General features: G+C 35.9%; 21 protein-coding genes and 1 riboswitch. Of the genes, 12 read left to right on the plus strand and 9 right to left on the minus strand.

Annotation, left to right across the window (positions count from 1 at the left end; translation table 11 throughout):
* Positions 1–28: 28 nt before the first annotated feature.
* Positions 29–1063, minus strand: coding sequence for a M42 family metallopeptidase (locus FXW34_RS14045; RefSeq protein ID WP_425457437.1), 1035 nt, complete (start codon positions 1061–1063; stop codon positions 29–31).
* Between the two features lie 106 nt (positions 1064–1169).
* Between FXW34_RS14045 and FXW34_RS14050 the strand changes: the two genes are divergently transcribed.
* Positions 1170–1739: a dihydrofolate reductase family protein gene (locus FXW34_RS14050; protein WP_147534635.1), complete on the plus strand. Its 570-nt coding sequence runs from the start codon at positions 1170–1172 to the stop codon at positions 1737–1739.
* 60 nt (positions 1740–1799) lie between these two features.
* On the opposite strand, the gene FXW34_RS14055 is transcribed toward FXW34_RS14050, so the two are convergent.
* A complete protein-coding gene (locus FXW34_RS14055; protein WP_147534636.1) occupies positions 1800–2993 on the minus strand; it encodes an MFS transporter in 1194 nt (397 codons plus the stop codon).
* Positions 2994–3173: 180 nt separating this feature from the next.
* On the opposite strand from FXW34_RS14055, the gene FXW34_RS14060 reads away from it, so the two are divergent.
* Positions 3174–3722, plus strand: a complete 549-nt coding sequence (locus FXW34_RS14060; RefSeq protein ID WP_147534637.1) for a cysteine hydrolase family protein — start codon at positions 3174–3176, stop codon at positions 3720–3722.
* A 608-nt stretch (positions 3723–4330) separates the two neighbouring features.
* The gene (locus FXW34_RS14065) at positions 4331–4534 is read left to right on the plus strand and encodes a hypothetical protein (RefSeq protein ID WP_147534638.1); all 204 of its coding nucleotides are present in this window, start codon (positions 4331–4333) and stop codon (positions 4532–4534) included.
* Positions 4535–4596: 62 nt separating this feature from the next.
* Here the strand turns inward: FXW34_RS14065 and pabB are convergent, their stop codons facing one another.
* Positions 4597–6354 carry an aminodeoxychorismate synthase component I gene (pabB, locus tag FXW34_RS14070; RefSeq protein WP_147534639.1) on the minus strand — a complete coding sequence of 586 codons (1758 nt, stop codon included), beginning with the start codon at positions 6352–6354 and terminating at the stop codon, positions 4597–4599.
* A gap of 130 nt (positions 6355–6484) precedes the next feature.
* On the opposite strand from pabB, the gene FXW34_RS14075 reads away from it, so the two are divergent.
* The 3 genes from FXW34_RS14075 to FXW34_RS14085 all read left to right on the plus strand — a co-directional run bounded on the left by FXW34_RS14075 (position 6485) and on the right by FXW34_RS14085 (position 9144).
* Positions 6485–7024 carry an HD domain-containing protein gene (locus FXW34_RS14075; RefSeq protein WP_147534640.1) on the plus strand — a complete coding sequence of 180 codons (540 nt, stop codon included), beginning with the start codon at positions 6485–6487 and terminating at the stop codon, positions 7022–7024.
* A 217-nt stretch (positions 7025–7241) separates the two neighbouring features.
* A complete protein-coding gene (locus FXW34_RS14080) occupies positions 7242–8417 on the plus strand; it encodes a TraB/GumN family protein (RefSeq protein ID WP_147534641.1) in 1176 nt (391 codons plus the stop codon).
* Positions 8418–8574: 157 nt separating this feature from the next.
* Positions 8575–9144, plus strand: a complete 570-nt coding sequence (locus tag FXW34_RS14085; RefSeq protein ID WP_246141063.1) for a hypothetical protein — start codon at positions 8575–8577, stop codon at positions 9142–9144.
* A gap of 49 nt (positions 9145–9193) precedes the next feature.
* Here the strand turns inward: FXW34_RS14085 and FXW34_RS14090 are convergent, their stop codons facing one another.
* Positions 9194–10444 (minus strand): DHH family phosphoesterase, encoded by a 1251-nt coding sequence (locus FXW34_RS14090; protein WP_147534643.1) that lies wholly within the window; start codon positions 10442–10444, stop codon positions 9194–9196.
* Between the two features lie 214 nt (positions 10445–10658).
* Between FXW34_RS14090 and FXW34_RS14095 the strand changes: the two genes are divergently transcribed.
* Together FXW34_RS14095 and FXW34_RS14100 are read left to right on the plus strand one after the other, a co-directional pair.
* Complete coding sequence (locus tag FXW34_RS14095; RefSeq protein ID WP_187118961.1) at positions 10659–11279, plus strand: zinc metallopeptidase; 621 nt, start codon at positions 10659–10661, stop codon at positions 11277–11279.
* Between the two features lie 85 nt (positions 11280–11364).
* Positions 11365–12216 (plus strand): dimethylarginine dimethylaminohydrolase family protein, encoded by an 852-nt coding sequence (locus FXW34_RS14100; RefSeq protein ID WP_147534645.1) that lies wholly within the window; start codon positions 11365–11367, stop codon positions 12214–12216.
* A gap of 85 nt (positions 12217–12301) precedes the next feature.
* Here the strand turns inward: FXW34_RS14100 and FXW34_RS14105 are convergent, their stop codons facing one another.
* The 3 genes from FXW34_RS14105 to FXW34_RS14115 form a co-directional block, all read right to left on the minus strand.
* Complete coding sequence (locus FXW34_RS14105; protein ID WP_147534646.1) at positions 12302–13078, minus strand: carbon-nitrogen family hydrolase; 777 nt, start codon at positions 13076–13078, stop codon at positions 12302–12304.
* Between the two features lie 131 nt (positions 13079–13209).
* Complete coding sequence (locus FXW34_RS14110; RefSeq protein WP_147534647.1) at positions 13210–13509, minus strand: hypothetical protein; 300 nt, start codon at positions 13507–13509, stop codon at positions 13210–13212.
* Between the two features lie 266 nt (positions 13510–13775).
* The gene (locus FXW34_RS14115) at positions 13776–15293 is read right to left on the minus strand and encodes a glycine betaine uptake BCCT transporter (RefSeq protein WP_147534648.1); all 1518 of its coding nucleotides are present in this window, start codon (positions 15291–15293) and stop codon (positions 13776–13778) included.
* Positions 15294–15540: 247 nt separating this feature from the next.
* Positions 15541–15677, plus strand: a riboswitch (cyclic di-AMP (ydaO/yuaA leader).
* Between the two features lie 118 nt (positions 15678–15795).
* On the opposite strand from FXW34_RS14115, the gene FXW34_RS14120 reads away from it, so the two are divergent.
* A complete protein-coding gene (locus tag FXW34_RS14120) occupies positions 15796–17055 on the plus strand; it encodes a dicarboxylate/amino acid:cation symporter (RefSeq protein WP_147534649.1) in 1260 nt (419 codons plus the stop codon).
* 523 nt (positions 17056–17578) lie between these two features.
* Here the strand turns inward: FXW34_RS14120 and FXW34_RS14125 are convergent.
* Positions 17579–18040, minus strand: a complete 462-nt coding sequence (locus tag FXW34_RS14125) for a YndM family protein (RefSeq protein ID WP_147534650.1) — start codon at positions 18038–18040, stop codon at positions 17579–17581.
* A 322-nt stretch (positions 18041–18362) separates the two neighbouring features.
* Here FXW34_RS14125 and FXW34_RS14130 point away from each other — a divergent pair, with 322 nt between their 5' ends.
* Entirely contained in the window at positions 18363–19373 is a 1011-nt protein-coding gene (locus tag FXW34_RS14130) for a VanW family protein (RefSeq protein ID WP_147534651.1), read from the plus strand.
* Positions 19374–19425: 52 nt separating this feature from the next.
* Here the strand turns inward: FXW34_RS14130 and ltaS are convergent, their stop codons facing one another.
* A complete protein-coding gene (gene ltaS / locus FXW34_RS14135) occupies positions 19426–21384 on the minus strand; it encodes a lipoteichoic acid synthase (protein WP_147534652.1) in 1959 nt (652 codons plus the stop codon).
* 291 nt (positions 21385–21675) lie between these two features.
* On the opposite strand from ltaS, the gene FXW34_RS22970 reads away from it, so the two are divergent.
* Complete coding sequence (locus FXW34_RS22970) at positions 21676–22515, plus strand: DMT family transporter (RefSeq protein WP_187118962.1); 840 nt, start codon at positions 21676–21678, stop codon at positions 22513–22515.
* A 268-nt stretch (positions 22516–22783) separates the two neighbouring features.
* Positions 22784–23269: a nitroreductase family protein gene (locus FXW34_RS14150; protein WP_147534653.1), complete on the plus strand. Its 486-nt coding sequence runs from the start codon at positions 22784–22786 to the stop codon at positions 23267–23269.
* The last annotated feature ends 47 nt before the right edge of the window (positions 23270–23316 follow it).

Raw genomic sequence — 23316 nt, forward strand, 5'->3', positions numbered from 1 at the left:
TTGGTTCTCGGAACCAAGCCATTTAATATTAGCGTATCATTTTCGACTGAACATAGTGGTATAGAAGCTTTGCGGTATTCTCAATGGAATCACGATGTGTCCTTTCAAAGGCATGCGAAGCATCAATCCCAGGACCGATGAGTCCATGAATAATATCATGTCCTGAACGAATCGCTGCTGATGCATCTGAACCGTAATATGGATATATATCGAGTTTGAAGGATATGTTGTTTGCACTTGCTAACTCAACGAGTCGTTTTCTTAGTTCATAATGATAAGGTCCACTAGCATCTTTTGCGCAAATTGAAACTGTATATTCATCTGTGGCTTGTCCATCTCCAATAGCTCCCATATCAACAGCTAAATATTCAACCGTTTCTGGTGGAATATTAGAATTCCCACCGTAACCGATTTCTTCATTATTTGAAATAAGAAAATGTGTCGTATAGGGTAGCTGTATCCTTTCTGTTGTAATTTGTTTGATTAATTCTAGCAGAATGGCAACACTTGCTTTATCATCAAGATGGCGCGATTTGATATAGCCAGAAGGTGTTATTTCTACCCTAGGGTTGAAGGAAACAAAATCTCCCACCTCAATTCCCAATGCCCTAACATCCTGGGGGTTATGTACCTTTTCATCCAGTCGTACTTCCATGTTTTCCTGATTCCGTTCTTTTTTACCGGCATCTTTATATACATGAACAGAGGTTTGGTGCATCAGAATGGTTCCGGAATAAATTTTTCCTGTGGAGGTTTCAACTTGGCAATATTCGCCTTCGATGGAATTATATTTAAACCCGCCGATTAAATCTAACTTAAGACGGCCGCTCGATTTAATTTCTTTAACAATCGCACCAAGTGTATCAACGTGAGCTGTAAGCATGCGATGATTTTGTTGATCAGTTCCTGGTATAGTTGCAATAAGTCCACCTTTACGATTTCTTCTTGTTTCCACATTCAGGTCGTTAAGATAGGCTTCAACGAAGGTAATGACTTCACTCGTGTTACCTGAAGGACTTGGGATTTCTACTAATTGCTTGATTAATTTTATCGTATGATCAATGTTTTGATATGCCAAAATACTGCTCCTCTCTCGCGAAAAACGATTATTATTACTATTATAATGCTTTCTTTTGTAGATAAACATAAATATATTTGGAGGTAGATGTATGTCCATAAAGGAAAATCAAAGGAAAATCATATTAGATTTGGCTGTAACATTAGACGGTTTTATCGAAGGGAAAAACGGTGAAGTTGATTGGTGCATAATGGATTCAGAGATGGGATTTATTCATTTTTTAAATGAAATCGATACCATTTTATATGGGAGAAAGAGTTATGATTTGTGGGGGCAATATTCTCCGACAATTGATGTTAGTGATACGGAAAAACAGCTTTGGGAAGCTGTCCATAGTAAACAAAAATATGTATTTTCTAAAACGCAAACAGGGACAGGCAAACAAGCGATATTTATACGTGATCATATTTATGAGGAAGTCATGAAACTAAAGAATAAACCAGGGAAAGACATATGGTTATACGGTGGTGCGAGTCTAATAACAAGTTTCATTAACATGGGGCTCGTTGATGAATTTAGACTATCTATACATCCTGTTATTTTGGGACAAGGTAAACCGTTGTTTGCCGACCTACAAGATAGAACCAACTTGAATTTGGTTCATACAAAATCATATTCCTCGGGTGTTGTTCAATTGATCTATCAACTGAGGCAGGATTGATAGAAATGGTAGCATAGAAAAATTTGAATGCACAGTCAAAGAGCACTGCTTTTGCAGTGCTTATGAATTGTTTAGTTGTTTTATTTTTGTGGATGTAATATAGAACAACAGTGTTGTTGTAATGGCAAGCATACCAAATAATACGCACATTTGCTGTAAGCCCATAATGTCCAAAAGTAAACCGGTTAATAACAACACTATCTGAAAGGTTACACGGTCCAACATATTTCTGAACGAGAAAAATCGACCATGGTAATCCTTTGGTATTTTTGTTTGGAAAATCGTAGCAACTGTTGGGAAGAAACAGCCAACAGAAAAACCAAATATTAAAAATGTAAGAATAGTAATCGCTGGGCTATTCGCAAAATAAAGCATAACCTGAGAAAATCCAATAAAAAAGGAGGTTACAAAAAGTATTGTAAATGCTGACATTTTCTCAGTTAACCGATTTATTAAAAACGCACCAAGCATAAAGGAAACACCTTCAGTAGTATAAATCAAACCTTTTATCATGGAACTCTCTTGTAATTCACTAATATTAATGACAATTAAATTAAAGCCACCTAAAAAGAGCGTTGGAATCAGTGTCATGAGCAGCGTCATATATACAATCGGGAGCTTTTTAATAACCGGAAATACATCTTTAAAGCTAGTGCTAGAATCAGATTTTTCCATCACTGGTCTGATGTGATGATCTTCATTGATATTTATAAACATCGTTAAAATAAAGAGAATTATATAGCCCACAAAAGAAGCAGCGTAGACAATATATAAAGGAACTAATACGAGTAATAGACCAGCCAGTGCGGTTCCCGCAATTCTTGAAAGGGTGGAAACATTCATATGAATCCCATTCAATTTTAGTAAATCCTTTTCAGCGACTATAAGAGGGATAGCTGCTTGCAACGCTGGAAAATAGAATGCTGCTGATATTTGGATTAAGATAAGGAATCCTATCATCCACCAAATCGACCCAGTTGATAAGGCAATGAACATAAAGAGAACACTGACCACACGGATAAATCCTGCAATGAGCATTATTTTTTTCTTGCTATAGCGATCGGTTAGCTTTCCTGCCAGTGGTCCAACGGCAATACCTGCTAGCAAACCTGTTGCTAATAGGAGAGATTTAAGGAAATCTGAAGGAATCTTCTCCTGTAAAAACTCCAAGTTACCAATGATACCAAGCCATAATCCAATACCCGCAATAAATTCACCCGATAAAATAATCCAAACATTTTTGTCTTTTAACATGATGTTGCCTCGCATTCCTTAAATCTAACACTTAATAATAATACTATATTGTAAAAATGTTTGTTATATATTTGTTTGCATTCTGATATTTTTGTTAAATTGCTTGAAGTTTCACTTTATAATGAGATATAAGAAATGGATTAAATGAAAGAATAAACGTTTAGATTGGGAGGGAATAAGATGAAGAGGGCATTAATAAATATTGATTATACTGTTGATTTTGTTGGGGATCATGGTGCATTAACCTGCGGAAAACCTGGTCAGCACATTCAATCAGAAATTGTGAAAATTACCTCGGATTTTATCCAAAATAACGATTTTGTAGTATTTGCTATTGATGCACATGAAGAAAATGATTCTTTTCATCCAGAAGTAAAATTGTTTCCACCTCACAACATTATCGGCTCAGAAGGGCGATTATTATACGGTGGATTACATACGCTGTACTTAGACTATCAGGGCAGGGAAAATGTTTTCTGGATAGACAAAACAAGATATTCTGCTTTTGCAGGAACTGACTTGGAACTAAAGCTGCGTGAGCGGGGGATATCTGAAATCCATTTAGTAGGAGTTTGCACAGATATATGCATCCTTCATACTGCGGTGGATGCCTATAACAAAGGTTTTAAAATCGTTGTACACAAGCGTGCAGTGGCAAGCTTCAATCAATTAGGTCATGAGTGGGCGTTGCAACATTTCGCCCAAACACTAGGGGCAGAAGTTATATAGTCATTCTTTTGTCAAAACAAATAAAGGGCACCTTCTATATTCAGAAGGTGCCATCAGATAGAGGATTAGGTATATACCCAAAACCTAATAGAAAAAGTAAATGAAACAATTAGATTGTAACTAGTCTTTTTCTTTAGCATCAGCCCCACCTACGCTGAATACCATGATGACCACGTATGTCATCCCACCCAATATCATTATAATTGAAAACGCTTTCAAAATTCAACGTTTTTTCAGAAAATTTAATAAAAAGCTTCAAAAGTCCTAGAATATTGATTTTGGGTTCACTTACATATATTACTGTGCTAAAGTTTTTATTAATTTTAAAATATTTTTACTTTCGACAAATTATTATGTTGATATAAAATAATCAAGGAATGAATAACTTAAAAAACCTTTAGTTAACAATATTTGTGTTTTATAAAGATATTTTAAAATTATTTGTTAATTATCATAATATTTCTAATTTTTCCGGACTCATTCACACGGAATAATGTCTATGCTAATATGAGACTATCTTGGGGACAGGTAAGATGGGAGTTTAACCATTGGGGGTTAAGTTTAAGTGATCACGCACTGAAAATTAACATAAAAAAGGTGGTCATTCTATGCATTGTATGAATTTGGAAAAAGAACCGCTGTTAAATGAGAACATTGGCCTATTGTTGGAAATCCCGGAGTTGAAAAGGCAATTACGTGAATTATACCGTCAAAGCGGCCCGGGAAGTTCAGATTATATTTCGATTTCTATAAAACTCGATTTATTAATTCAAGAGTATTTTGAAGAAAAGGCGCGGGTCCTACAGTATTAGGAACGTGATATAGCACTCTACCTAAATCGGTAAGAGTGCTTTTATTTCTCTCTACATTTGAATTATTGTACAACCTCAACTTCTAGCCATTTACGGACACTGTTGATAAACCAAACTTTTTGGCAGTTTTGTAAATCTTCAAGGGTAAGGACTTTCTCGTAAACTTGTCCAGATTGGATCAGGGATTGTCGATATGTTCCATTCAGTAGTCCACATTCAACCGGAGGAGTCCAAAGCTTACCATCTTGCTCAACCACGATATTTCCATTTGTATACTCCGTTAATTCTTCCGATTCATTCCATAATAATACATCAAAAATGTATGGTGGTTTAGCTAACTGAAATGGTGTGTAAGCATCTCGATTAGTTGTTTTATGGTAAAGAAATCGATTGTTTCGACTAGTTGGCTTATCAGCAAGCATAATCTTAATTGGTGAAGTAATGGATTCGATTGTTTGCGCTTCCACGGTGATGACACCACTCTTTTCTAAAATCATGCGCACCTTAAAGCGACCATGTTGATTTTGCTTGGCTAAGGAAAGGAGGGCATTTTGTAATTCTTCTTTATGGTATGGAAAATTAAAATAGTGCGCTGAGCTTTTAAGCCGTTTCAGATGTTCATTTAATAAAAAATAACTGCCATCCTCTAATAGAAGGCTTTCAAGCAGTTGAAATTCAGGTGGATGTTCCTCTAACAAACGCGCTTTCGTGAGAATTTCATCATATTCATCTTCAACTGTTGAATCCCAAGTAATTCCACCACCCACTCCATAAGTGGCCTTACCCATTTTTTTATCGATTAACACAGTTCTGATTGGAACATTAAAAATCGCTTCCTGTTTTGGTGTGATATAACCGATAGCTCCGCAATATACTTCGCGCGGTAAGTCCTCCAGTTTGGAGATCATTTCCATTGTAGTAAGCTTTGGTGCTCCTGTAATTGATCCACAAGGAAAAATCGCCTTGAAAATATCTAAGAGAGTACGATTTTTAGCAACAGTTGCAGTAACCGTCGATGTCATTTGGTGGAGAGTAGGAAAAGTTTCAATACTAAATAGCTTGTCGACTTTCACAGTTCCCGTCTCAGCAACCATTCCTAGGTCATTTCGCAGTAAATCAACAATCATAACATTTTCAGCTCGATTTTTTTCAGAATGGTACAAATGGTTTATATATTGTAAATCCTCCTCTAAAGTATTACCTCGCTTAATCGTTCCTTTCATTGGTCTAGTGGTGAGAGTGTTACCTTTTAGATGGAAAAATAATTCCGGTGATGCTGATAGAATTCGATAGTTGTCGATGTTCAGATAAGCACAATAGCTTGACGATTGCCCGTTTTTTATTTTTTGAAAAAACGAGAGCTCATCACCTTTAAAATCGGCCTCAAGACGAATTGTATAGTTCGTTTGGTAAGTTAGTCCTTGCTCAATCGCATTTTTAATTGATTTTATGGAAGAACGATATTGCATCTTATTGACTGTAGGCTTCCAATCAGAAATTGCATATGGACCGTCACTGTGGACTGTGTCTTGTACTGGTTCCAAAAAAATCCCAAACCAAAGGAGTGGGATTGTATGACCTTCTTTGACTGTCATCTCAGGTTGAAAGGCTGGAGCAGATTCATAGGATAAATAACCGGCAGCATAATAGCCCTTTTCAATTTCAGCTTGAACTTCTGTTAGACAGGGGAGTACCTTCTCAACTGTTTCAGCCTTAATTATTTTTATTGGATTGATAAAAGTAAGTGGTTGAATCTGTCCGGATGATGAAGCAAATTCAAACGATAATAAAGGAGGCTGATCTGTAATTGTTTTTTGCATAGTTCATTTCCTTTTCTTTTCTAATAAAATTTTCATTTCTCTTGATTTAACCAAATTTTTTGTCGGAGTTCAATTGCGGGGTTTGTTTTTGATAAAATTTAGATAAAAACAATTAAAGGGGTGTAAAGCTTTGAATGTAATTAATAGAGCACTTGAGGTGGCAAGTATCGCACACGAACATCAGTATCGAAAAGGGACAACTATTCCATATATTACACATCCTGTTGCTGTAGGGATGCTGTTATTAAAAGCAGGATATGGTGATGAAATTGTTGCAGCAGGAATACTTCACGATACACTCGAGGATACCGACATTACCCTTGCAAAATTAGAAAGTCAATTCGGGAAAGAGATAGCAAATATCGTGATAGGTTGTTCTGAACCCAATAAATCGCTTCCGTGGAAGGAAAGGAAGGAGCACACCATTTATTTTCTAAAAACAGCTCCAATGGAGGTACGTGCAGTTGCTTGTGCGGACAAACTGCACAATGTTCGTTCGATAATCAACGACTTAGAGCTTGAAGGAGAAACAGTGTGGAAGCGATTTAATGCCAATAAAGAAAACCAAGCATGGTATTATCATAACCTGCTTGAAAGTATTGGTTATAGGACAACCATTCCGTTATTGAATGATTTGCAAGAAGCCGTTTATCAGCTTTTTCCGAGGTAAGGAATTGATTTTGCAAGCTAATGATAACTATAATTATATTATGTAAATATCAGGCTTTCAAAACCGATATTGTATATAAACACAGATACTAAAATTAAAAACAATTTAAGAACACAGACATCGATTTGGATATTTCGACACTAATTTAATGTATAATAGTAGAAATAAACAACCAAATAATGTGCTATGGAAATAGAGCTATAAAGGAAGGTAACGAATGTCTGTAGAAAACGAAAACATAACAAGAATCCACCTGGATGGCAAGGAATTAATATTAATCGGGACTGCCCATGTATCAAAAAATAGTGCTGATCTCGTGAAAGAAGTGATTGAAGCAGAACAACCTGACTCTGTTTGCGTGGAATTGGATGAACAGCGTTATCAGTCGATTGTAGACGGAAACAAATGGAAGGAAACCGATATATTTAAAGTCATCAAGGAAAAGAAAGCTCCATTACTATTAATGAATCTTGCATTATCTTCCTTTCAAAAACGGATTGCAAATCAGTTCGGGATTAACGCTGGTCAAGAAATGATTCAAGGAATTCAATCAGCAAAAGATACTGGCGCAGAGCTAGTATTAGCTGATAGAAATATTCAAACAACCTTTTCAAGGATTTGGAGAAATGTCGGCTTTAGAGGAAAGATGTTGCTCTTAGCTCAGGTGATAGCCAGTGTTTTCACTAATGAGGAGATAACAGAAGAAGAACTAGAAAAGATGAAAAACCAAGATACAATAAATGCAGTATTAAATGATTTTACCGAAGCATTTCCAAAATTAAAGAAACCACTAATTGACGAACGGGATCAATACTTATCTCAAAAAATTAAAGAGGCGAAGGGTCCAAAGGTCGTAGCAGTCCTTGGAGCAGCTCACGTGCCAGGTATTAAAGAGGAGATTAAACGCGATCATGATTTAAATCGCCTGAATGAGCTACCACCGAAATCAAATGCACCAAAAATAATTGGATGGATCATTCCGATACTTATCATTTCGATGATTGCATACACCTTTTACAATAATCCCGAAGTAGGGGTTCAGCAAACAATGAGCTGGGTGCTTTTCCATGGTACGTTTTCCGCGTTAGGAACAGCGCTGGCTTTCGGACATCCTTTGGCGATATTAACCGCTTTTGTAGCTGCGCCTATCACTGCGCTCGACCCGATTACAGCGGCAGGATGGTTTGCTGGATTTGTTCAAGCCTACTTTAGTCGCCCTAGTGTTCGAGATTTTGAAAATTTAGCAGAGGATGTCTTTAGTTTCAAAGGATTTTGGCATAATAAGGTAACTCGGGTTTTATTAGTTGTCGTATTTGCAAATTTAGGGAGTTCATTAGGAACCTTTATTGGTGCAGCAGATGTAGTAAGGTTATTTTTGAAAAATTTTATGTGATAATATCGATGGAAAAGGAGTGGTTTTACCGCTCCTTTTTTCTTATAATGGAAATATATAGAAATTTTATAAGACCAATCATAACCATACGAAAGGAGAATGAACAATTTTTTTAAATGCATCCTTTATTATATTATTTATTCTAGGAATTTATTATTTGATTTGGTATCGATACAATCTTAAAAAAGCAGTAGAGCTTTCGAAAGATGCGATTTTTCCTCAAGAAAAAGAAGACTTTACGAAATTACTAATACCAGCTGAATGGAAGGAAATGCAGCCACTTACAACGAACTCTAAGCCATATCAATCAGTTAAATGGGGTACGGTTGCCGTTATCATATTATCAGCTATTTTACTCTGGTATGTGTTGACAACAAATTGGTTGGAAACAGCCTTTTTAAATATCATTTACCTATTTAGCATTGGAATTCGGTTTATTCATCATCCTGGCAATTTTTATATATTACAAAATGGTATTGTTTTAAATGGAAGATATTACTCTTTTAATCAAGTGAAAAATTATCAAGTCGAAAAAATTATTCGCTGGCATGAGTTGTACGGATTAAGTTCACGTGTTGATAATGCCTATAAATTGACTCTTGGTGTTCAAACTTTTACTAGGCAACCCCATTACATTGTTGTTGAAAATGAAGAAATGTTGAAACGAATCACTTCACTATTACAACATAAAAACGTTCCTTCTAAAGAGCCAATTCAAAACAAATAAGAGGGTGAGGAAATGATGTTAATCATCTCCTCACCCTCTGTTATTTAATTTAATTCTGGTATTTCTTATTTGAAATGGCAGTTTTAATCAATTCTTTGTATTTTTTCTTAACCTTGTCAATTGGCAATGATAGTTGTTTTGAAAGATCAAAAAGGTTGTCATTATCATACCGAAGCCATGAAGCATAATTCCGTTTAATAAAATGTTCTCCATTTTCAAATGAGGTAAAGTTTTCATCAACCTTTTTACCGTTATGGATGACCTCGAATTCGCGTGGACCAGTAGGGCGAAGATAGGAAATATCTCCACGTCGATTCTCATAAACAGTACCGTAAGCGGCTTCCTTGACGTTAAGTTCGTTTCGATCTGCATCAATTTTGGCAGGAACAACACCAAACACATTTACGACAAATTTCTCCAGCATTTCACGGCTTAGATCACAACCTGATGCTTTGGGATGCCCACCACCACCATACTTGCTTGCGAATTCAGCTACATTTACATGGTCATGGATTGTCCGAAATCCCGCCTTTTTTGTACCAACATTAAGAAGCACAATCATATCTAGATGAGGATTGAGCTTGTTTAATGCATTGCCGAGTTCAGATAAATATTGCTCCGCATGGACTATTCCAACGCAATAATCATCTATAGTAGCCTGAACCATTTGTCTATTTTTTGAATTGATATAACGATCAATCTTTTTCTCTTCTATGTCGAGAAGCAAGTTTTCTGTTTCCGTTAAAGAAAAAGATTCAGGTTGTTCGATAATTCGCTTCAGGAGACTTTCCTCGAACTTATCCCGATCGAGAATATAAAATAAGTCGTTAAGCCGTTTAGCTGCTACATTATTATTAATATCCCATTCCCATGTATCATATTGACGGACTAGCTCGATAAATTCCTCAAGACTTTTTAATCTGCTCATCTTATTGTTTTTTATGAGGTGATCATAAAATAAGGATGTTGCGCACGTTTTTTTTCCTGATTCATATTCAGGTTGAACTTTCCCCCATGAATATTGATTAAAGTGCATTGCCGTAACGTGATGATCAATCATTTGGATATGGTGACCTTCTTTATGACGTTGCTCGAGTTTTTTTTCAACTGCTTCGTTCACAGCAAGATCGGTTATATAAGTTTCTGTATTGTAAAAATCAGAGTTATCGATAAAATTTTCGACACGCTGATTCAGGACTCGATAAGTACAATATGATACGTGTGCATCATCGCCAAAAGCAAGCTTGGCAATAATACCGCAACCAAGACCATCCAAGTCAATATCTGTAAATAGTTTCATTTGTTACGTCTCCATCCTGTAAAATTTTCCATAGACTCTATTTTAAACTAGGTGGTCAATCTTATACAGTCATTATTAGAAAAATATAAATAAAAAATGGACAAATCTGTTGTTTTAGAAATATACTTCAATTGGAACCATTATATGTTCAGTATATATTCAGCTTGGTGATCGCTCACAACCCATTAATACCATGATAATAGGGGGGAGTAGGATGACACCATATGCGATATTGCTTATTACAATCGTATCATTTCTGTTGAATTTACATGCATCTGATAGGCTAACAAGAATAGCAACAAAATCTTTTGCAGCGAATTTTTCAGGTGATGAAATCGCGGAGAAAATATTAAAGGCACAAAAGCATCCTCATATAAAAATTCGCCAAACAGATACAATTGGTGATCATTTGTATGATCCGCTTATTAAGGTAATCCAGCTAGGACCTGATGTGTTTGGCTGTAAAACGATTTATTCGGTAGCTGTTGGAAGTCATGAAGCGTGTCATGCTGTAAAATTTCAGTATTTTCGATTTTTTTCCGTTCCTGTAGCCTTCATCGTGAAATTTGTATTTATCCCATTATTTATACTATCCTTCTTTATTAAAGCACCTTTTCTACATGGAATGGTGTTATTTCTGTATGCAAGCTTGTTTTTAATGAAATTATTAATTGAAGTATTAGACGAAGTTCGTATTAATCGACTTTCGATTAAAATTCTCAATCAAAATCATTTTATTTCGCTGACTGAGCTTTGTGAAACGAAAAAAATTTACAGGTTTTTTAATTATACTTATTTTGCCAGTTTACCATTAAAAATTGTCCTTAATCGTTAAGCTTGCAGATGTATTCTCCATTCATGATTAACGAACCCCTGTTCAGGAAAATCTAATCTTACATAGAAAATAGAGGGGGATTATGATGACTGCCATTCCTGAATCTAATCACCATGCCCATTGTGCAAATGAATATGATCCTTTAAAACGTGTCATCCTGTGTCAGCCTAATTATATGTCAATTCGTGAAATGGGCAATAAGCCAGTATCGAAAACCACCAAAAAAGGTATAGATTTAGAAAAGGCGATACAACAACATGAACAATTTGTTAAAACTCTTAAAGATAATGGGGTAGAGGTCAATCTACTTCCGCATCATAAAAAGTATCCAGAGCAAGTTTATACTCGTGACATCGGTTTTACGCTTGGCCAAACGATTTTTGTGGCAAAAATAGCGAGTCCAAAACGGCGTGGTGAGGAAAATATTCTTAAGCAATGGCTTGATGATGAAGAAATTTCGTATTATGTACTCGCTAAGGACCACATCGAGGGCGGTGATGTGCTTATTGATAGGGAAAATATCTTTGTTGGTCTTAGCGGTCGAACTCACCAACAAGCAATCAACCACTTACAAAGCTTGCTTACTCAGTATAAGATTAAATCAATTCCGTTTCATGAAAGATTTCTACACTTAGATTGCGTTTTAAATATCATTGCAAGGGATGTTGCAATCCTTTATCCTCCAGCACTCACTAAGGAGGATATCACTTTTCTGTCCACGATGTATAGGTTAATTGAAGTAACTGATGAAGAACAAAGGATGTTGGGAACAAATGTTTTAAACATCGGAAATAACAAAATCATTAGTCTACCAGAGAATGAGAATGTTAATAATCTACTTCAGCGGTTTGGATATCAGGTAATAGAAGTGGAGTTTTCAGAGATTGTAAAAGCTGGAGGATCGTTTAGGTGTTGCACACTGCCGATATTGAGATGATTACTCGATACGAAATAGGCAAGATAAGAACGATTTCTACAATTTGCCTACTTCGCTATTTTTCATGTGTGCTTTTATCCTTGGATTAATATAAATCTGTACGTCGGTCAGTGAAAATAGGGATTGTTTGCCGTACTTTATTAACATCATTCAAGTCAATTTCTACACAATACAACCCCTCTAAAGTTTGCTTATCCAGCAATATGTCCCCCCATGGACCAATAACCATAGAGTGACCGTTAAATTCATTACTCGGATCACTACCGACACGATTCACAGCCACAATATAGCACTGATTTTCAATAGCTCGCGCTTGAAGGAGAACGCGCCAGTGATCAATACGTGACTTTGGCCATTGTGCGGGGATAAAAACGATTTTAGCACCATCCAGGGTATGTGCCCGTATCCATTCAGGGAACCGCAAGTCATAGCAAATAACCCCAGCGCAAGGAATATTGTCCAAATCGAAAAGATTTTTTTGATTACCTGGTTTCAGAACAAGATGCTCCTCCATTAGCCTAAATAAATGGACCTTATCATACTCTGAAACAATGGCGCCAGTTTTATTAGCTACAAACATCGTATTATAGAAGCCGTCAGCTTTTTTTGTAGAAACCGAACCACCAACGATATGTATTTGATAACGATTACTTAGTTTTGATAAAAGCAGTTTTGTTTTCTCTCCATTGCGGTCTGCATGAATATCTAACTGACCTAAGGCATATCCGGTGTTCCACATTTCCGGAAAAACGATAATTTCGCATCCAGCTTTTGCAGCTTCTGAAACAAAATACTCGATCGTTAGAAAATTCTTTTCGGGTTCTGCAAAGGCAATATTCATTTGTGCACAAGCAACTTTCAAAACATTCACCTCAACATTTTTATCTTAATGTTATGAGAATTAATCGGATTCTGCAATAAGAATTCCAATAAAGGTTCTCAGTAATCGTAACAAAATAGGACACCATTTGATGGTGTCCATAATTCTTTGGTTTAGATAAACATTGTGCCTGAAACAATGAAGCTAAATAAAGTCCCGATAACTGTACTGGCTGCGGCTAGTACCATTAGTACAATACCTTGTAATTCACTTCTTTCGTGGTAAATCATAAAGCCCATCGCCAAAGCTGCTACACCGAATAGAATTGGCATAAAAATTAATGAAATCGCAAGGAATAACCATCCAAATACAACAAATGCAAGCCCGCTTTTTTTCTTTGCAACAACTCCGTCATGCGCTAAAGTAATGTTTCCGCAGTTTTGACAGTAAGACCCATTTTGAGAATTGTACATTTAATCCACTCCATTTATAAATTTTTTTCATTTATATAGAAAAAACTGGATGTCCATAGATTGAAAGTTTGTTCACAAATTAGACAAATTTTATTAATTTATTCATAGAATAACATAATATTTTGAAAAATCAAGAAAAAAGTTTAATGAAATAATATTGTAATAAAATGTAAGCAACGTAATGATGTGGATAATGGAATAATGGTGGTATTTAAAGGGGAGAGGATGGAGCGAACTCCTTCCTCATTATGTAGGTATTTATAGCGCTAATCTTGTTTGAATTTCGGTTTTGGTTTGTGATATAAACCGAGTTCTTTTTTCTCCAGTGCCAGTGAGCGATATAGGGACAATAGCATAAGTAGCATAATAAATGAAAATGGAAAGGCTGCAGCGATTAAAGCATTTTGCAATGCTTGTAACCCTCCGCTATAGAGCAAGATTAGAGCAACCGTTGATTGGGCAATTCCCCAAGTAAGTTTGACTCGATTTGGTGGGGTTAATGAACCATAGGTGGTTTGCATACCTAATACAAAAGTTGCGGAATCTGCTGATGTAATAAAAAAAGTACTTACCAGGATAACTGCTACTATAGATAGCATAGTTGACCAAGGATATTGATTAAAAATGGCAAATAGCACTTCCTCAGTCGAAAATTGAGTCAAATCCACTCCAACAGACTTTTGAACTTCGATTGCAGAAGTTCCAAATACAGTGAACCAAAAAAAGCTAACGAGTGCTGGTAATAATAAAACACCTATAATGAATTCTCGAATCGTTCTACCTTTTGAAACGCGAGCGATAAAAATTCCAACGAAAGGTGACCAAGAAATCCACCAAGCCCAATAAAAAATCGTCCAATTATTAATCCAGTCGCGATGATTCGCGTTAAGGGGTGCTATTCGAAAACTCATTTGAATAATATTTTGTACGTATCCTCCAATTGTATCTGTAAACATATTTAAGATATGGATTGTTGGTCCCACAAAGAACATTAAAAGAAGGAGAGCGATAGCTAAAAACATATTCGCATTACTTAAATATTTAATACCTTTACCTAGACCAGACCATGCGGAGATCATAAATAAAATAGTTACAATAAAAATAATGATAAATTGCACCTTGAAATTGTTCGGAACCCCTAAGAGAAAGGACAAACCGCCATTAATTTGTGCAGCTCCAAAACCTAATGTTGTTGCTACACCTATGACTGTGGCAAAAACAGCCAATACATCTACTAAAGTACCTAGTGGTCCATCCATGCTTTTACCAAGGATTGGTTTTAAAGTAGCCGAGATTAATCCAGGCTCTCCTTTGCGAAATTGAAAATATGCTAAAGCCAAAGCAACGATTGCATATATTCCCCAAGCGTGAATTCCCCAATGAAAAAATGTATATCTCATCGCTTCTTTATTCGCTTCATTTGTAGCACCTTCAGCTAAGGGGGGATTAATGTAGTGTGAAAGTGGTTCTGCTGCACCCCAAAATACTAGTCCAATCCCCATCCCAGCGCTGAAAAGCATGGCAAACCAGGATGCTCTTGAAAACTCAGGCTTCTCATCTTGCTTTCCAAGTTTAATCAAACCAACAGGACTGAAAATAAGAAAAAGACAAAATAACACGATAATAGATACCAATATTAGATAATACCAACCAAAGGCTGTCGTAAGAAAGGATTGTAGTCGATTTGTACCTTCTTCAAATATATTCGGAGCTGTTACACCGAAAATAACAGCAGCCAAAACAATGACAACCGAAATGTAAAAAACATTTGAAATTCTTTTCATTGATAAATTCCTTTCTTTTTAAAACTACCTAGAACGTAGTTTGGATAAAAACCTAAAAATTATCCTTTTTGTAAACGTTCTTATAAATAATTAAAAACTAGTATTTCCTATTTACACTTTTATGAAAATTTTAAACAAAAAAATGTCCGTAATAGGAAAATAAATATCAATTGACAAACGTTATGATTTTTGATGTAATTATATTAGAATAGTTTACTGGTATTAATAGCAAACTTATATGAATTGAATAAAACATACGCTTAATCTAGAACAGAGCGGGGGAACCATTCGTACATTTTGTACATGGGGTGAATCCTTTTAAAGGTAGGGTACTCTCAAACCCGAACCCGGCAGCTAACCTCGTAAGCGATTGAGGGGAAGTACTGTAGTAAAACACAGAGCTACCTCTGTGTTTTTTTGTTGCCTAAATTTATTGAATGCTCAATGTATTTACAATTTTAGACAACGATAAACTATTTTAATAAAATAAGGAGGAAGGTTATTGAAACTATCAACGAAAATTATTATTGCTCTCATCGCTGGGGCTGTCACGGGACTTGTAATGAATCTTTATGGTAGCTCATTATTTCCGTTACTCGATTCATTTCTGTTTACACCATTAGGGAAGTTGTTTTTGAACCTTATTAATATGCTTGTTGTCCCGATTGTGTTTTTCTCTATTACATTGGGCGCAGCAGGATTAGGAGACCCGAAAAAGCTGGGAAGAATAGGTTTAAAAACAATCAGTTACTTTTTGATTACTACTGCCATCGCGATAACGATTGGTATTAGCTTATCTTATTTTCTCCAACCTGGAACAATTGGCCAATTTGACTTATCCACGGCACAGTACGAAGCGAAGGAAGCTCCTCCGATCGCAGATACACTTCTAAATATAATACCAACAAACCCTGTCAGAGCTTTTACTGAAGGAAATATGTTACAAATTATCGCATTTTCAATCTGTATTGGTTTTGCATTATCGGCTCTTGGAAATAAAGTTAAAGGTGTTTATCGAATTATCGAGCAAGGGAACGATTTAATGATGTTCCTCGTGAATACCGTGATGAAATTAGCACCTCTTGGTACCTTCGGCTTAATTGCATCAGCAGTTGGCAAACAGGGTTTTGATGCTATGAAAGCAATGGGTCTTTATATGACCGTCGTACTTTTAGCTTTATTATTACATTCGATTTTCACTTATGGTGGCTCAGTTGCTTTATTTGCTAGGAAAAATCCAATTGAGTTTTTTAAAGGGTTCGCCCCGGCAATGGGGGTTGCCTTTAGTACATCTAGTAGTAACGCGACCTTACCCGTATCAATGAATGTTGCCCAGAAAAACTTAAAAGTACCTGAATCTATAAGTAGTTTTGTCCAACCGCTTGGAGCAACTATTAATATGGATGGAACAGCAATCATGCAAGGGGTTGCAACGATTTTTATTGCTCAAGTAGTAGGAGCCGATCTTACTTTAACCCAATTAATTACTGTTGTATTAACGGCAGTTTTAGCAAGTATTGGTACAGCTGGCGTACCAGGAGTTGGACTGGTTATGCTAGCCATGGTGTTACAGACAGTTAACCTACCTGTTGAAGGAATTGCCTTAATCATAGGAGTTGACCGTCTTCTGGATATGACGAGAACAGCAGTCAACATAACAGGAGATGCAGCATGTGCTGTAATCGTCGCAGAATCTGAGAGGAAACTTGAAGAAAATCAGATTGTCCAACCTAATTTATATGAAGAGGAAACAGCTGTTTAGCGCTTTTTCAAAATTAATAATATATAAGAGGCTGGGACATAGGTATTTCAGCTAAAAAAAATCGAACTATGATGCGAAATTCTAACTCTGAATTTCGCAATAGGTCGATTTTTTTATTTTTTTTACAAAAAACACTACCTTAAATATCTGTCCATTACATTGATGTGCAAAATTTTGGCATGTGTGGGTCCGTAAACCCGAATGTTGATTTCCTTGTGATTGAAAATAAGCGGAAGAATTCCGCTTATTTTGGGAAAAGCCCATATTTCCGTAAGAATAACGGGAGTTTTTCCGCTTATTTCGTAAAAATCACTGGATTTTGTCTTTTTGGGAGTAGTTAAGCGGAAATTTTACTCTTATTTCAGCTCAATTAGCCCCCCTTACATACAATAACGGGAAATTCTCCGCTTATTTAATCTCATACCAATATAAATATCATTTGGTATTAATATCGGGCGGACAATTTAGTTCTATCCCAGCTTCTTATCATATTTCAATGGTCTTAGTTGAATTACCAATTGTTTTACTGATTACCTTTGTTGTCATTTGTGTTTCTTACATCAGAATGGTTCGGAGCCAATTCCTCTGAAGCTTCGGTTTGATACTGTAAATTTCCAATCCGTCTGCCAGACTCGTTTTTTGATTCCAAAATATTATTTGCCATGTATCGATGGAATAGTAATTCAAAAAGGGCAACGCTGATTGCAGCAATGAAAGAAGGATAGACTGAGTTCTCTCCAGTCGTGACGGATTCAATCAAAGCCCAAATAATGAAAAATGCCAACCCAAAATCTGCAATTGTGGCAATTAAATTATTTGTTCTAGGTAAAATCAATAAATCACCAATTACATATGCAGCAATCCCCAATATTAACGAAATTAAAAACACGTTTCCAAATGACATATCAAAAATTAAACCAAGTATAACGTATAAGACAGCAAGGGTGGAAATGAACTTTATGATCATTGCTTTAACATGTTTCATTGTTAACACCTCCTTTTTTCTATTTTTGTTCAAATAGACAATCCTTATGTATTTTTTTATCTGATTCGCCATGAATTATCGTTATTTTCATGACAAGGCACAAGAATAGGACAAAACCATACAAAATCACAAATGATTCTCCATCCAACATACGGTTTTTGACTAAAAGTATCTCAGTATATGTTGGAGGAATTAACAAATTCTGGTGGAATACCTAAGTTAGATGTTGAGTAAACTGAAAAGTGGGAATATTCACATCGTTTGAAGTGCTTACATAATCGAAGTATAGAAAAATATTTGTCAAAGGTCAGGTAGGGGAGACATGTTAAAACAAAAATGGATAATTGCTATAATTTTGGCTGGAAGTTTAATTGGGGTAGCAGGGTGTGCTGAAAATTCAACGAAAGAAGTTGAAGCATACAATCGAACAGAAAAAGGGAAAAATGAGCAAGTTCAAAGTAAAGAAGAAACAAAGGGGGAGAATAAAAAGGAAGAACCAGAGGAAATCCTCGTTAAGGTGATGGATCCTACTACTAAGGCAGTGATTAGAACGATCAATCCACAGGAAATGGGATATGGTTTAGACAATCAACTATATCAGGCTGAACTTGAAAAATGGGCGAGAGAGCTTGCTGTCGGTAATGATACAACACCAGGTTATGACAAAAGAAATACACCTGATCGAATCGGATCGGAGGGCCAAATCATAAAAGGTACTCCCAGGGTTGAGCTTGAAGAAGCAGAATTAGTAACTCGTATCCTTGAGGCATCTGAAAAAGGAGGAAATGTCGATCTACCGTTAACGATTCAAGAAAGTCAATATCGTCCAGAAGACGTTCCATTTTTAGGAGAAGTTGTCGTTGCTACTTATACTACAAATTTTAACCCAAGTGTTGTCGGAAGAAATAAAAATATTGAGCTTTCTGCTGCAGCAATCCACAATGTAATTGTTGGTGTAAACGATTATTTTTCTTTTAATACGACTGTAGGTCCAAGTGATGAAGCGCATGGGTACCAACCAGCTCAAGAGGCTGTAAACGGACAATTAGTAATGGGAATAGGCGGAGGAATTTGCCAAACTTCCTCCACACTTTACAATGCAGTTGATCAAATTGGAGTTGCTTATGTTGAACTTCACCACCACTCTGTGACGGTTGGATATGTACCAACTGGGCGTGATGCTACTGTGTCCTATGGCGGAGTCGATTTTCGGTTTCAGAACACAACAGGGGCTCCATTTCTAATATCCACCATCTATAATCCTAATGGAACTTTAACAGTGGAAATAAAAACTTCAGCACAGTATGCAGGTGTAGTAAAGCGTGCGGTATAATAATATGAATGATAAAGCAGCTCTGGACTTATTCCAGAGCTGCTTTTGTTTGTTATTCTTCTTCAGATGTTTCGACGTTTGGATTATTGTAATTGTACTGAGTGCGGTCTACTGGGTTAAAATTCTCCGGTTTGTAAAATCTTAATAAGTCTCCGTTTACTACCCGGTCTGATAACTCTAACTTTTGCTCGACACTATCTGAATATTTTTTTGCAATCTCAAGCTGTTCCTCATCTTCTATCTGTAGACCAGTTGTTGAATCATAGTATTTTCCATCTATTGAGGTAATCGCGGAACTTACAAAATCACCGTTTCTAAATGGAACAATATCATCGTGTTGGTCCGATAATAAATCAGTACCAAATTGAACATATTGTTTAGAATCAATTCCAAGTAAATGAAGTAGGGTAGGCAGAAGATCAATTTGTCCACCGTACTCATGATTTACTCCGCCATCAATTCCAGGGACGCGAATGAACAATGGCACACGCTGAAGTCCAGTATTTTCAAAAGTGTTAATTTCTTTACCTAAAATTTGTTCCATTGCTTTATTATGATTTTGCGAAATACCGTAGTGGTCTCCGTACATAATGATAATAGAATTATCATATAAACCAGATTCTTTTAAGTAGTTAAAGAATTGCTCTAAAGCCTCATCCGCATATCGAGCTGTTTGGAAGTAATTATCGACTGATTTATCACCAGTTGTTGCTGGAGCGATGGTCGTTTCTTCCTGTGGCATGTTATACGGATAATGATTTGAAACAGTAATAAATTTTGTATAGAATGGCTGCGGTAATGTATCTAATAGTGCAGTTGTTTGCTCATAAAAAGGTTTATCCATTAAACCATAGTCAGCCAGGTTTTCAGGTGTCATTTCATAATAATTTTCATCAAAGAAATTTTGATAGCCAAAAGATTTATAAATTTCATTTCGATTCCAGAAGCTTCCTGAATTCCCGTGGAATACCGCTGATGTATAGCCTTGTTGACCTAGAATTGCTGGCGCTGCCTGATAAGTATTCAAGCCTTTAGTTGTAAAGGCGGACCCTTGTGGCAAGCCATATAACGAGTTCTCAAGAATAAACTCAGCATCAGCTGTTTTTCCTTGAGCTGTTTGATGGAAGAAGTTATCAAAATAAAGCGTATTTTGATCTTTAATCATGGAGTTTAAGAATGGTGTAACTTCTTCTCCATGAAGCTTATAATCAATGACAAATTCTTGAATAGATTCAAGATGTATATAAATGACATTCATGCCTTTACCTTTACCAAAATATATTGGGTTTGGTTCAGCATTGTTAGATTTCGTAAAGTTGATTACTTCAGTAATATCATTACTATCAGCTAAAACTCGCTGCGCGGAGGCTTTCGTACTTTGAACTGCATCATAAATGGTGTAATTGTACATTCCTAAATACTTAACGATATAATTACGGTCGAAGCCACGTGTTAATAACTGTGGACGATCTGCCTCAGCAAGTCCAAGATTTGCACAAGTAATTCCAAGCGCTAAAGTGAATAACGCAACGGCTTTGCGTCGAGTTAAATCTTTTGTTTCTACCTTGATAAAACGGAATGATAGCAATACCAAAAGAAATAAAAAATCTATGAAGAATAAAACATCATATGGCTTTAATAATGAAGTAACACTCGTACTAACATCACCAAAATTTTGCGTTTGGGTCAAAGTAGGCAAGGTAATAAAATCATTAAAAAACCGATAATATAGGACATTAGCATATAAAAGAAAACTCATAAGGAAATAATTGATGATTAGGAAGGTGTTTTTCTTCCTTCCTTTAAATAGTAAAGCCATTCCTAAAAACAATATCGATGATCCTAAAGGATTTATGAACAATAAAAGTTTTTGTATTGTGTTTTCAATACCTAAATCAAACTGTGTAAGCTGAATTAAATATGTTTTGATCCATAACAGGATTACCGCCATAAAGAAAAAGCCAAAATATTTGTTTAGAATAACTTGACCTTTTTGAACGACGTTATTCATGTAAGCACCTACCTTCTAGCAACTAATTATTGCATATTTTTCGCCTTTTTTAAATACGTTATTTGAACTAAATGATGAAGAAAATGGTGATTTTGGAGTATATTGTGCACATCTTAATTTCGAAAAATAGTACTGGTGCACAAGAGACTATCATACTACTTTTTTATAAAAAGTCAAGGTTTTACCGAAAATGCTCTAAGTCGAACCATCGCATTTTTTAAGCGAATTGATTATACTAAAATAGTGTTTGGTATAATGCTTATTTCTATTCAATTTGAAAGGAAATCGAAAATGTGGTTTTTTGGAGCAATATTAACGACGATTTGTTTTGGTGTCAATAATGCAATTTTTAAATGGAGTACTCAAAAAGGTATTTCTAAAATACATGTGCAATTTTTCTTTTATATTACCGCTTTTGTGTTAACAATTATATATGCCTTAGGCTCAGGCACATTAAAATTAAATATAACCACAGTATTGCTTGGAGCATCGATTGGAATATTAAATGCAAATGGGAATATTCAAATGTCAAAAGCTTATGAAAATGGTCCAGCAAGCATTACTGCCCCTATCATATCTGCAAATGCAATATTCCCTGTATTAAGTGCAGGGTTAATTTTTCATGAGCAGATTTCAATGGTTCAATGGCTAGGGATTCTTTTAATTTTATCCTCTGTAATCGCAATTCAATATACACCAAAACAATTAAAAATAGGTACTAATTATTCAGCTTGGATTTTTAGAATGATTTTAGCATTTTTATCATTTGGTATTTTAGGTGTTTTAATGAAACTTTCATCCTTCCTTCAGATTAGTTCGCTAAATATACTAATCTCATTATATGGGGGAGGCTCTGCCTATTTGTTAATATTGATGCAAACGAAACGCGAGAAGATTCTTTTACCTTCCATTAAAATTGGTAGTTTAGTAGGAATCCTTAGTATCGTAGGTTACAGTAGCTATTTTTTTGCCTTAAAAACCGGCTTGGCAAGCATTGTATTTCCACTTGTTAGTTTAAATTGTTTAATCGTTGTAATGGCTGGCTGTTTTATCTATAAAGAAACATTAAAATCCTATCAGGTTGTAGGAATTTTTTCAGCGGTGCTAGGTATCGTCCTTACAAAATTATAGTTTATCGCGCCTTAACGGGCAGTAATACCCCCACCTCAAGCTTTTGAGTTTACAAGGAAGATAGGTGGGGGATCAACTGCCCGTAAAGGTCCGATTGGTTCAACTAACCATCAGTGGGGGATGAAGAAAACCCCCACTGATGGAAGGTTCACTTAATGTCAACAAAGAGCGGTTCCAGCTAAGAACCGTCTTTTTTTATTGTCGATTCTATTTGGTCAAACACCCATTTAGGTAAGTGGCATAAGCTATAGAACAGGAGGGATGGTTAGTGGAGATTATTGATATCATTAACACCCGGCGTATCATAAAAAAGTTCAAATCAGACCCAATAAGTCGTGAAAATATTGTTACCTGGTTATCAGTAGCATCAATGGCACCCAATCATCGAATGACTGAGCCGTGGGAAATTGTTTTTCTTGGTCCGGAAACGCGTTCGAGGATAAATCACAAGACCAATTTTGGAGGGGCGCCCATCGTCTTTGCCGTTTTGTCAAAGCATGGCAAAAATGAAGTGGAGCGTGAGGAGAACCGTTCTGCAACCTCATGTTTTATGCAAAACTTTATGCTGATAGCGTGGTCGGTAGGCGTGGGAACATTCTGGTCATCCGTGGGTATCACCCAAAAAAATCGTACTGTTTTAAGTGTGAAGGATGATTATGATGTGATAGGTGTGTTTGGAGTAGGTTATCCAGAGGAAATACCACAAGCAAAAACGAGGACACCTATAATTGAAAAAATCAGAGAGCTTTCTTAATGGTTTTAATTTGAGTAATGATGAGGTAAAAACTCGCACAAAGTAGT

It is taken from the genome of Bacillus marasmi (assembly GCF_902168435.1).
In the GTDB taxonomy this organism is placed as follows: Bacteria; Bacillota; Bacilli; order Bacillales; family Cytobacillaceae; genus Bacillus_BU; species Bacillus_BU marasmi.

What these genes read in the sequence shown, in the direction of transcription:
- FXW34_RS14050 (WP_147534635.1), top strand. Translation starts at nt 1,170, where the DNA reads ATGTCCATAAAGGAAAATCAAAGGAAAATCATATTAGATTTGGCTGTA.
- FXW34_RS14055 (WP_147534636.1), bottom strand. Translation starts at nt 2,993, where the DNA reads ATGTTAAAAGACAAAAATGTTTGGATTATTTTATCGGGTGAATTTATT.
- FXW34_RS14060 (WP_147534637.1), top strand. Translation starts at nt 3,174, where the DNA reads ATGAAGAGGGCATTAATAAATATTGATTATACTGTTGATTTTGTTGGG.
- FXW34_RS14065 (WP_147534638.1), top strand. Translation starts at nt 4,331, where the DNA reads ATGCATTGTATGAATTTGGAAAAAGAACCGCTGTTAAATGAGAACATT.
- pabB (WP_147534639.1), bottom strand. Translation starts at nt 6,354, where the DNA reads ATGCAAAAAACAATTACAGATCAGCCTCCTTTATTATCGTTTGAATTT.
- FXW34_RS14080 (WP_147534641.1), top strand. Translation starts at nt 7,242, where the DNA reads ATGTCTGTAGAAAACGAAAACATAACAAGAATCCACCTGGATGGCAAG.
- FXW34_RS14090 (WP_147534643.1), bottom strand. Translation starts at nt 10,444, where the DNA reads ATGAAACTATTTACAGATATTGACTTGGATGGTCTTGGTTGCGGTATT.
- FXW34_RS14095 (WP_187118961.1), top strand. Translation starts at nt 10,659, where the DNA reads ATGACACCATATGCGATATTGCTTATTACAATCGTATCATTTCTGTTG.
- FXW34_RS14100 (WP_147534645.1), top strand. Translation starts at nt 11,365, where the DNA reads ATGACTGCCATTCCTGAATCTAATCACCATGCCCATTGTGCAAATGAA.
- FXW34_RS14110 (WP_147534647.1), bottom strand. Translation starts at nt 13,509, where the DNA reads ATGTACAATTCTCAAAATGGGTCTTACTGTCAAAACTGCGGAAACATT.
- FXW34_RS14115 (WP_147534648.1), bottom strand. Translation starts at nt 15,293, where the DNA reads ATGAAAAGAATTTCAAATGTTTTTTACATTTCGGTTGTCATTGTTTTG.
- FXW34_RS14125 (WP_147534650.1), bottom strand. Translation starts at nt 18,040, where the DNA reads ATGAAACATGTTAAAGCAATGATCATAAAGTTCATTTCCACCCTTGCT.
- FXW34_RS14130 (WP_147534651.1), top strand. Translation starts at nt 18,363, where the DNA reads ATGTTAAAACAAAAATGGATAATTGCTATAATTTTGGCTGGAAGTTTA.
- ltaS (WP_147534652.1), bottom strand. Translation starts at nt 21,384, where the DNA reads ATGAATAACGTCGTTCAAAAAGGTCAAGTTATTCTAAACAAATATTTT.
- FXW34_RS22970 (WP_187118962.1), top strand. Translation starts at nt 21,676, where the DNA reads ATGTGGTTTTTTGGAGCAATATTAACGACGATTTGTTTTGGTGTCAAT.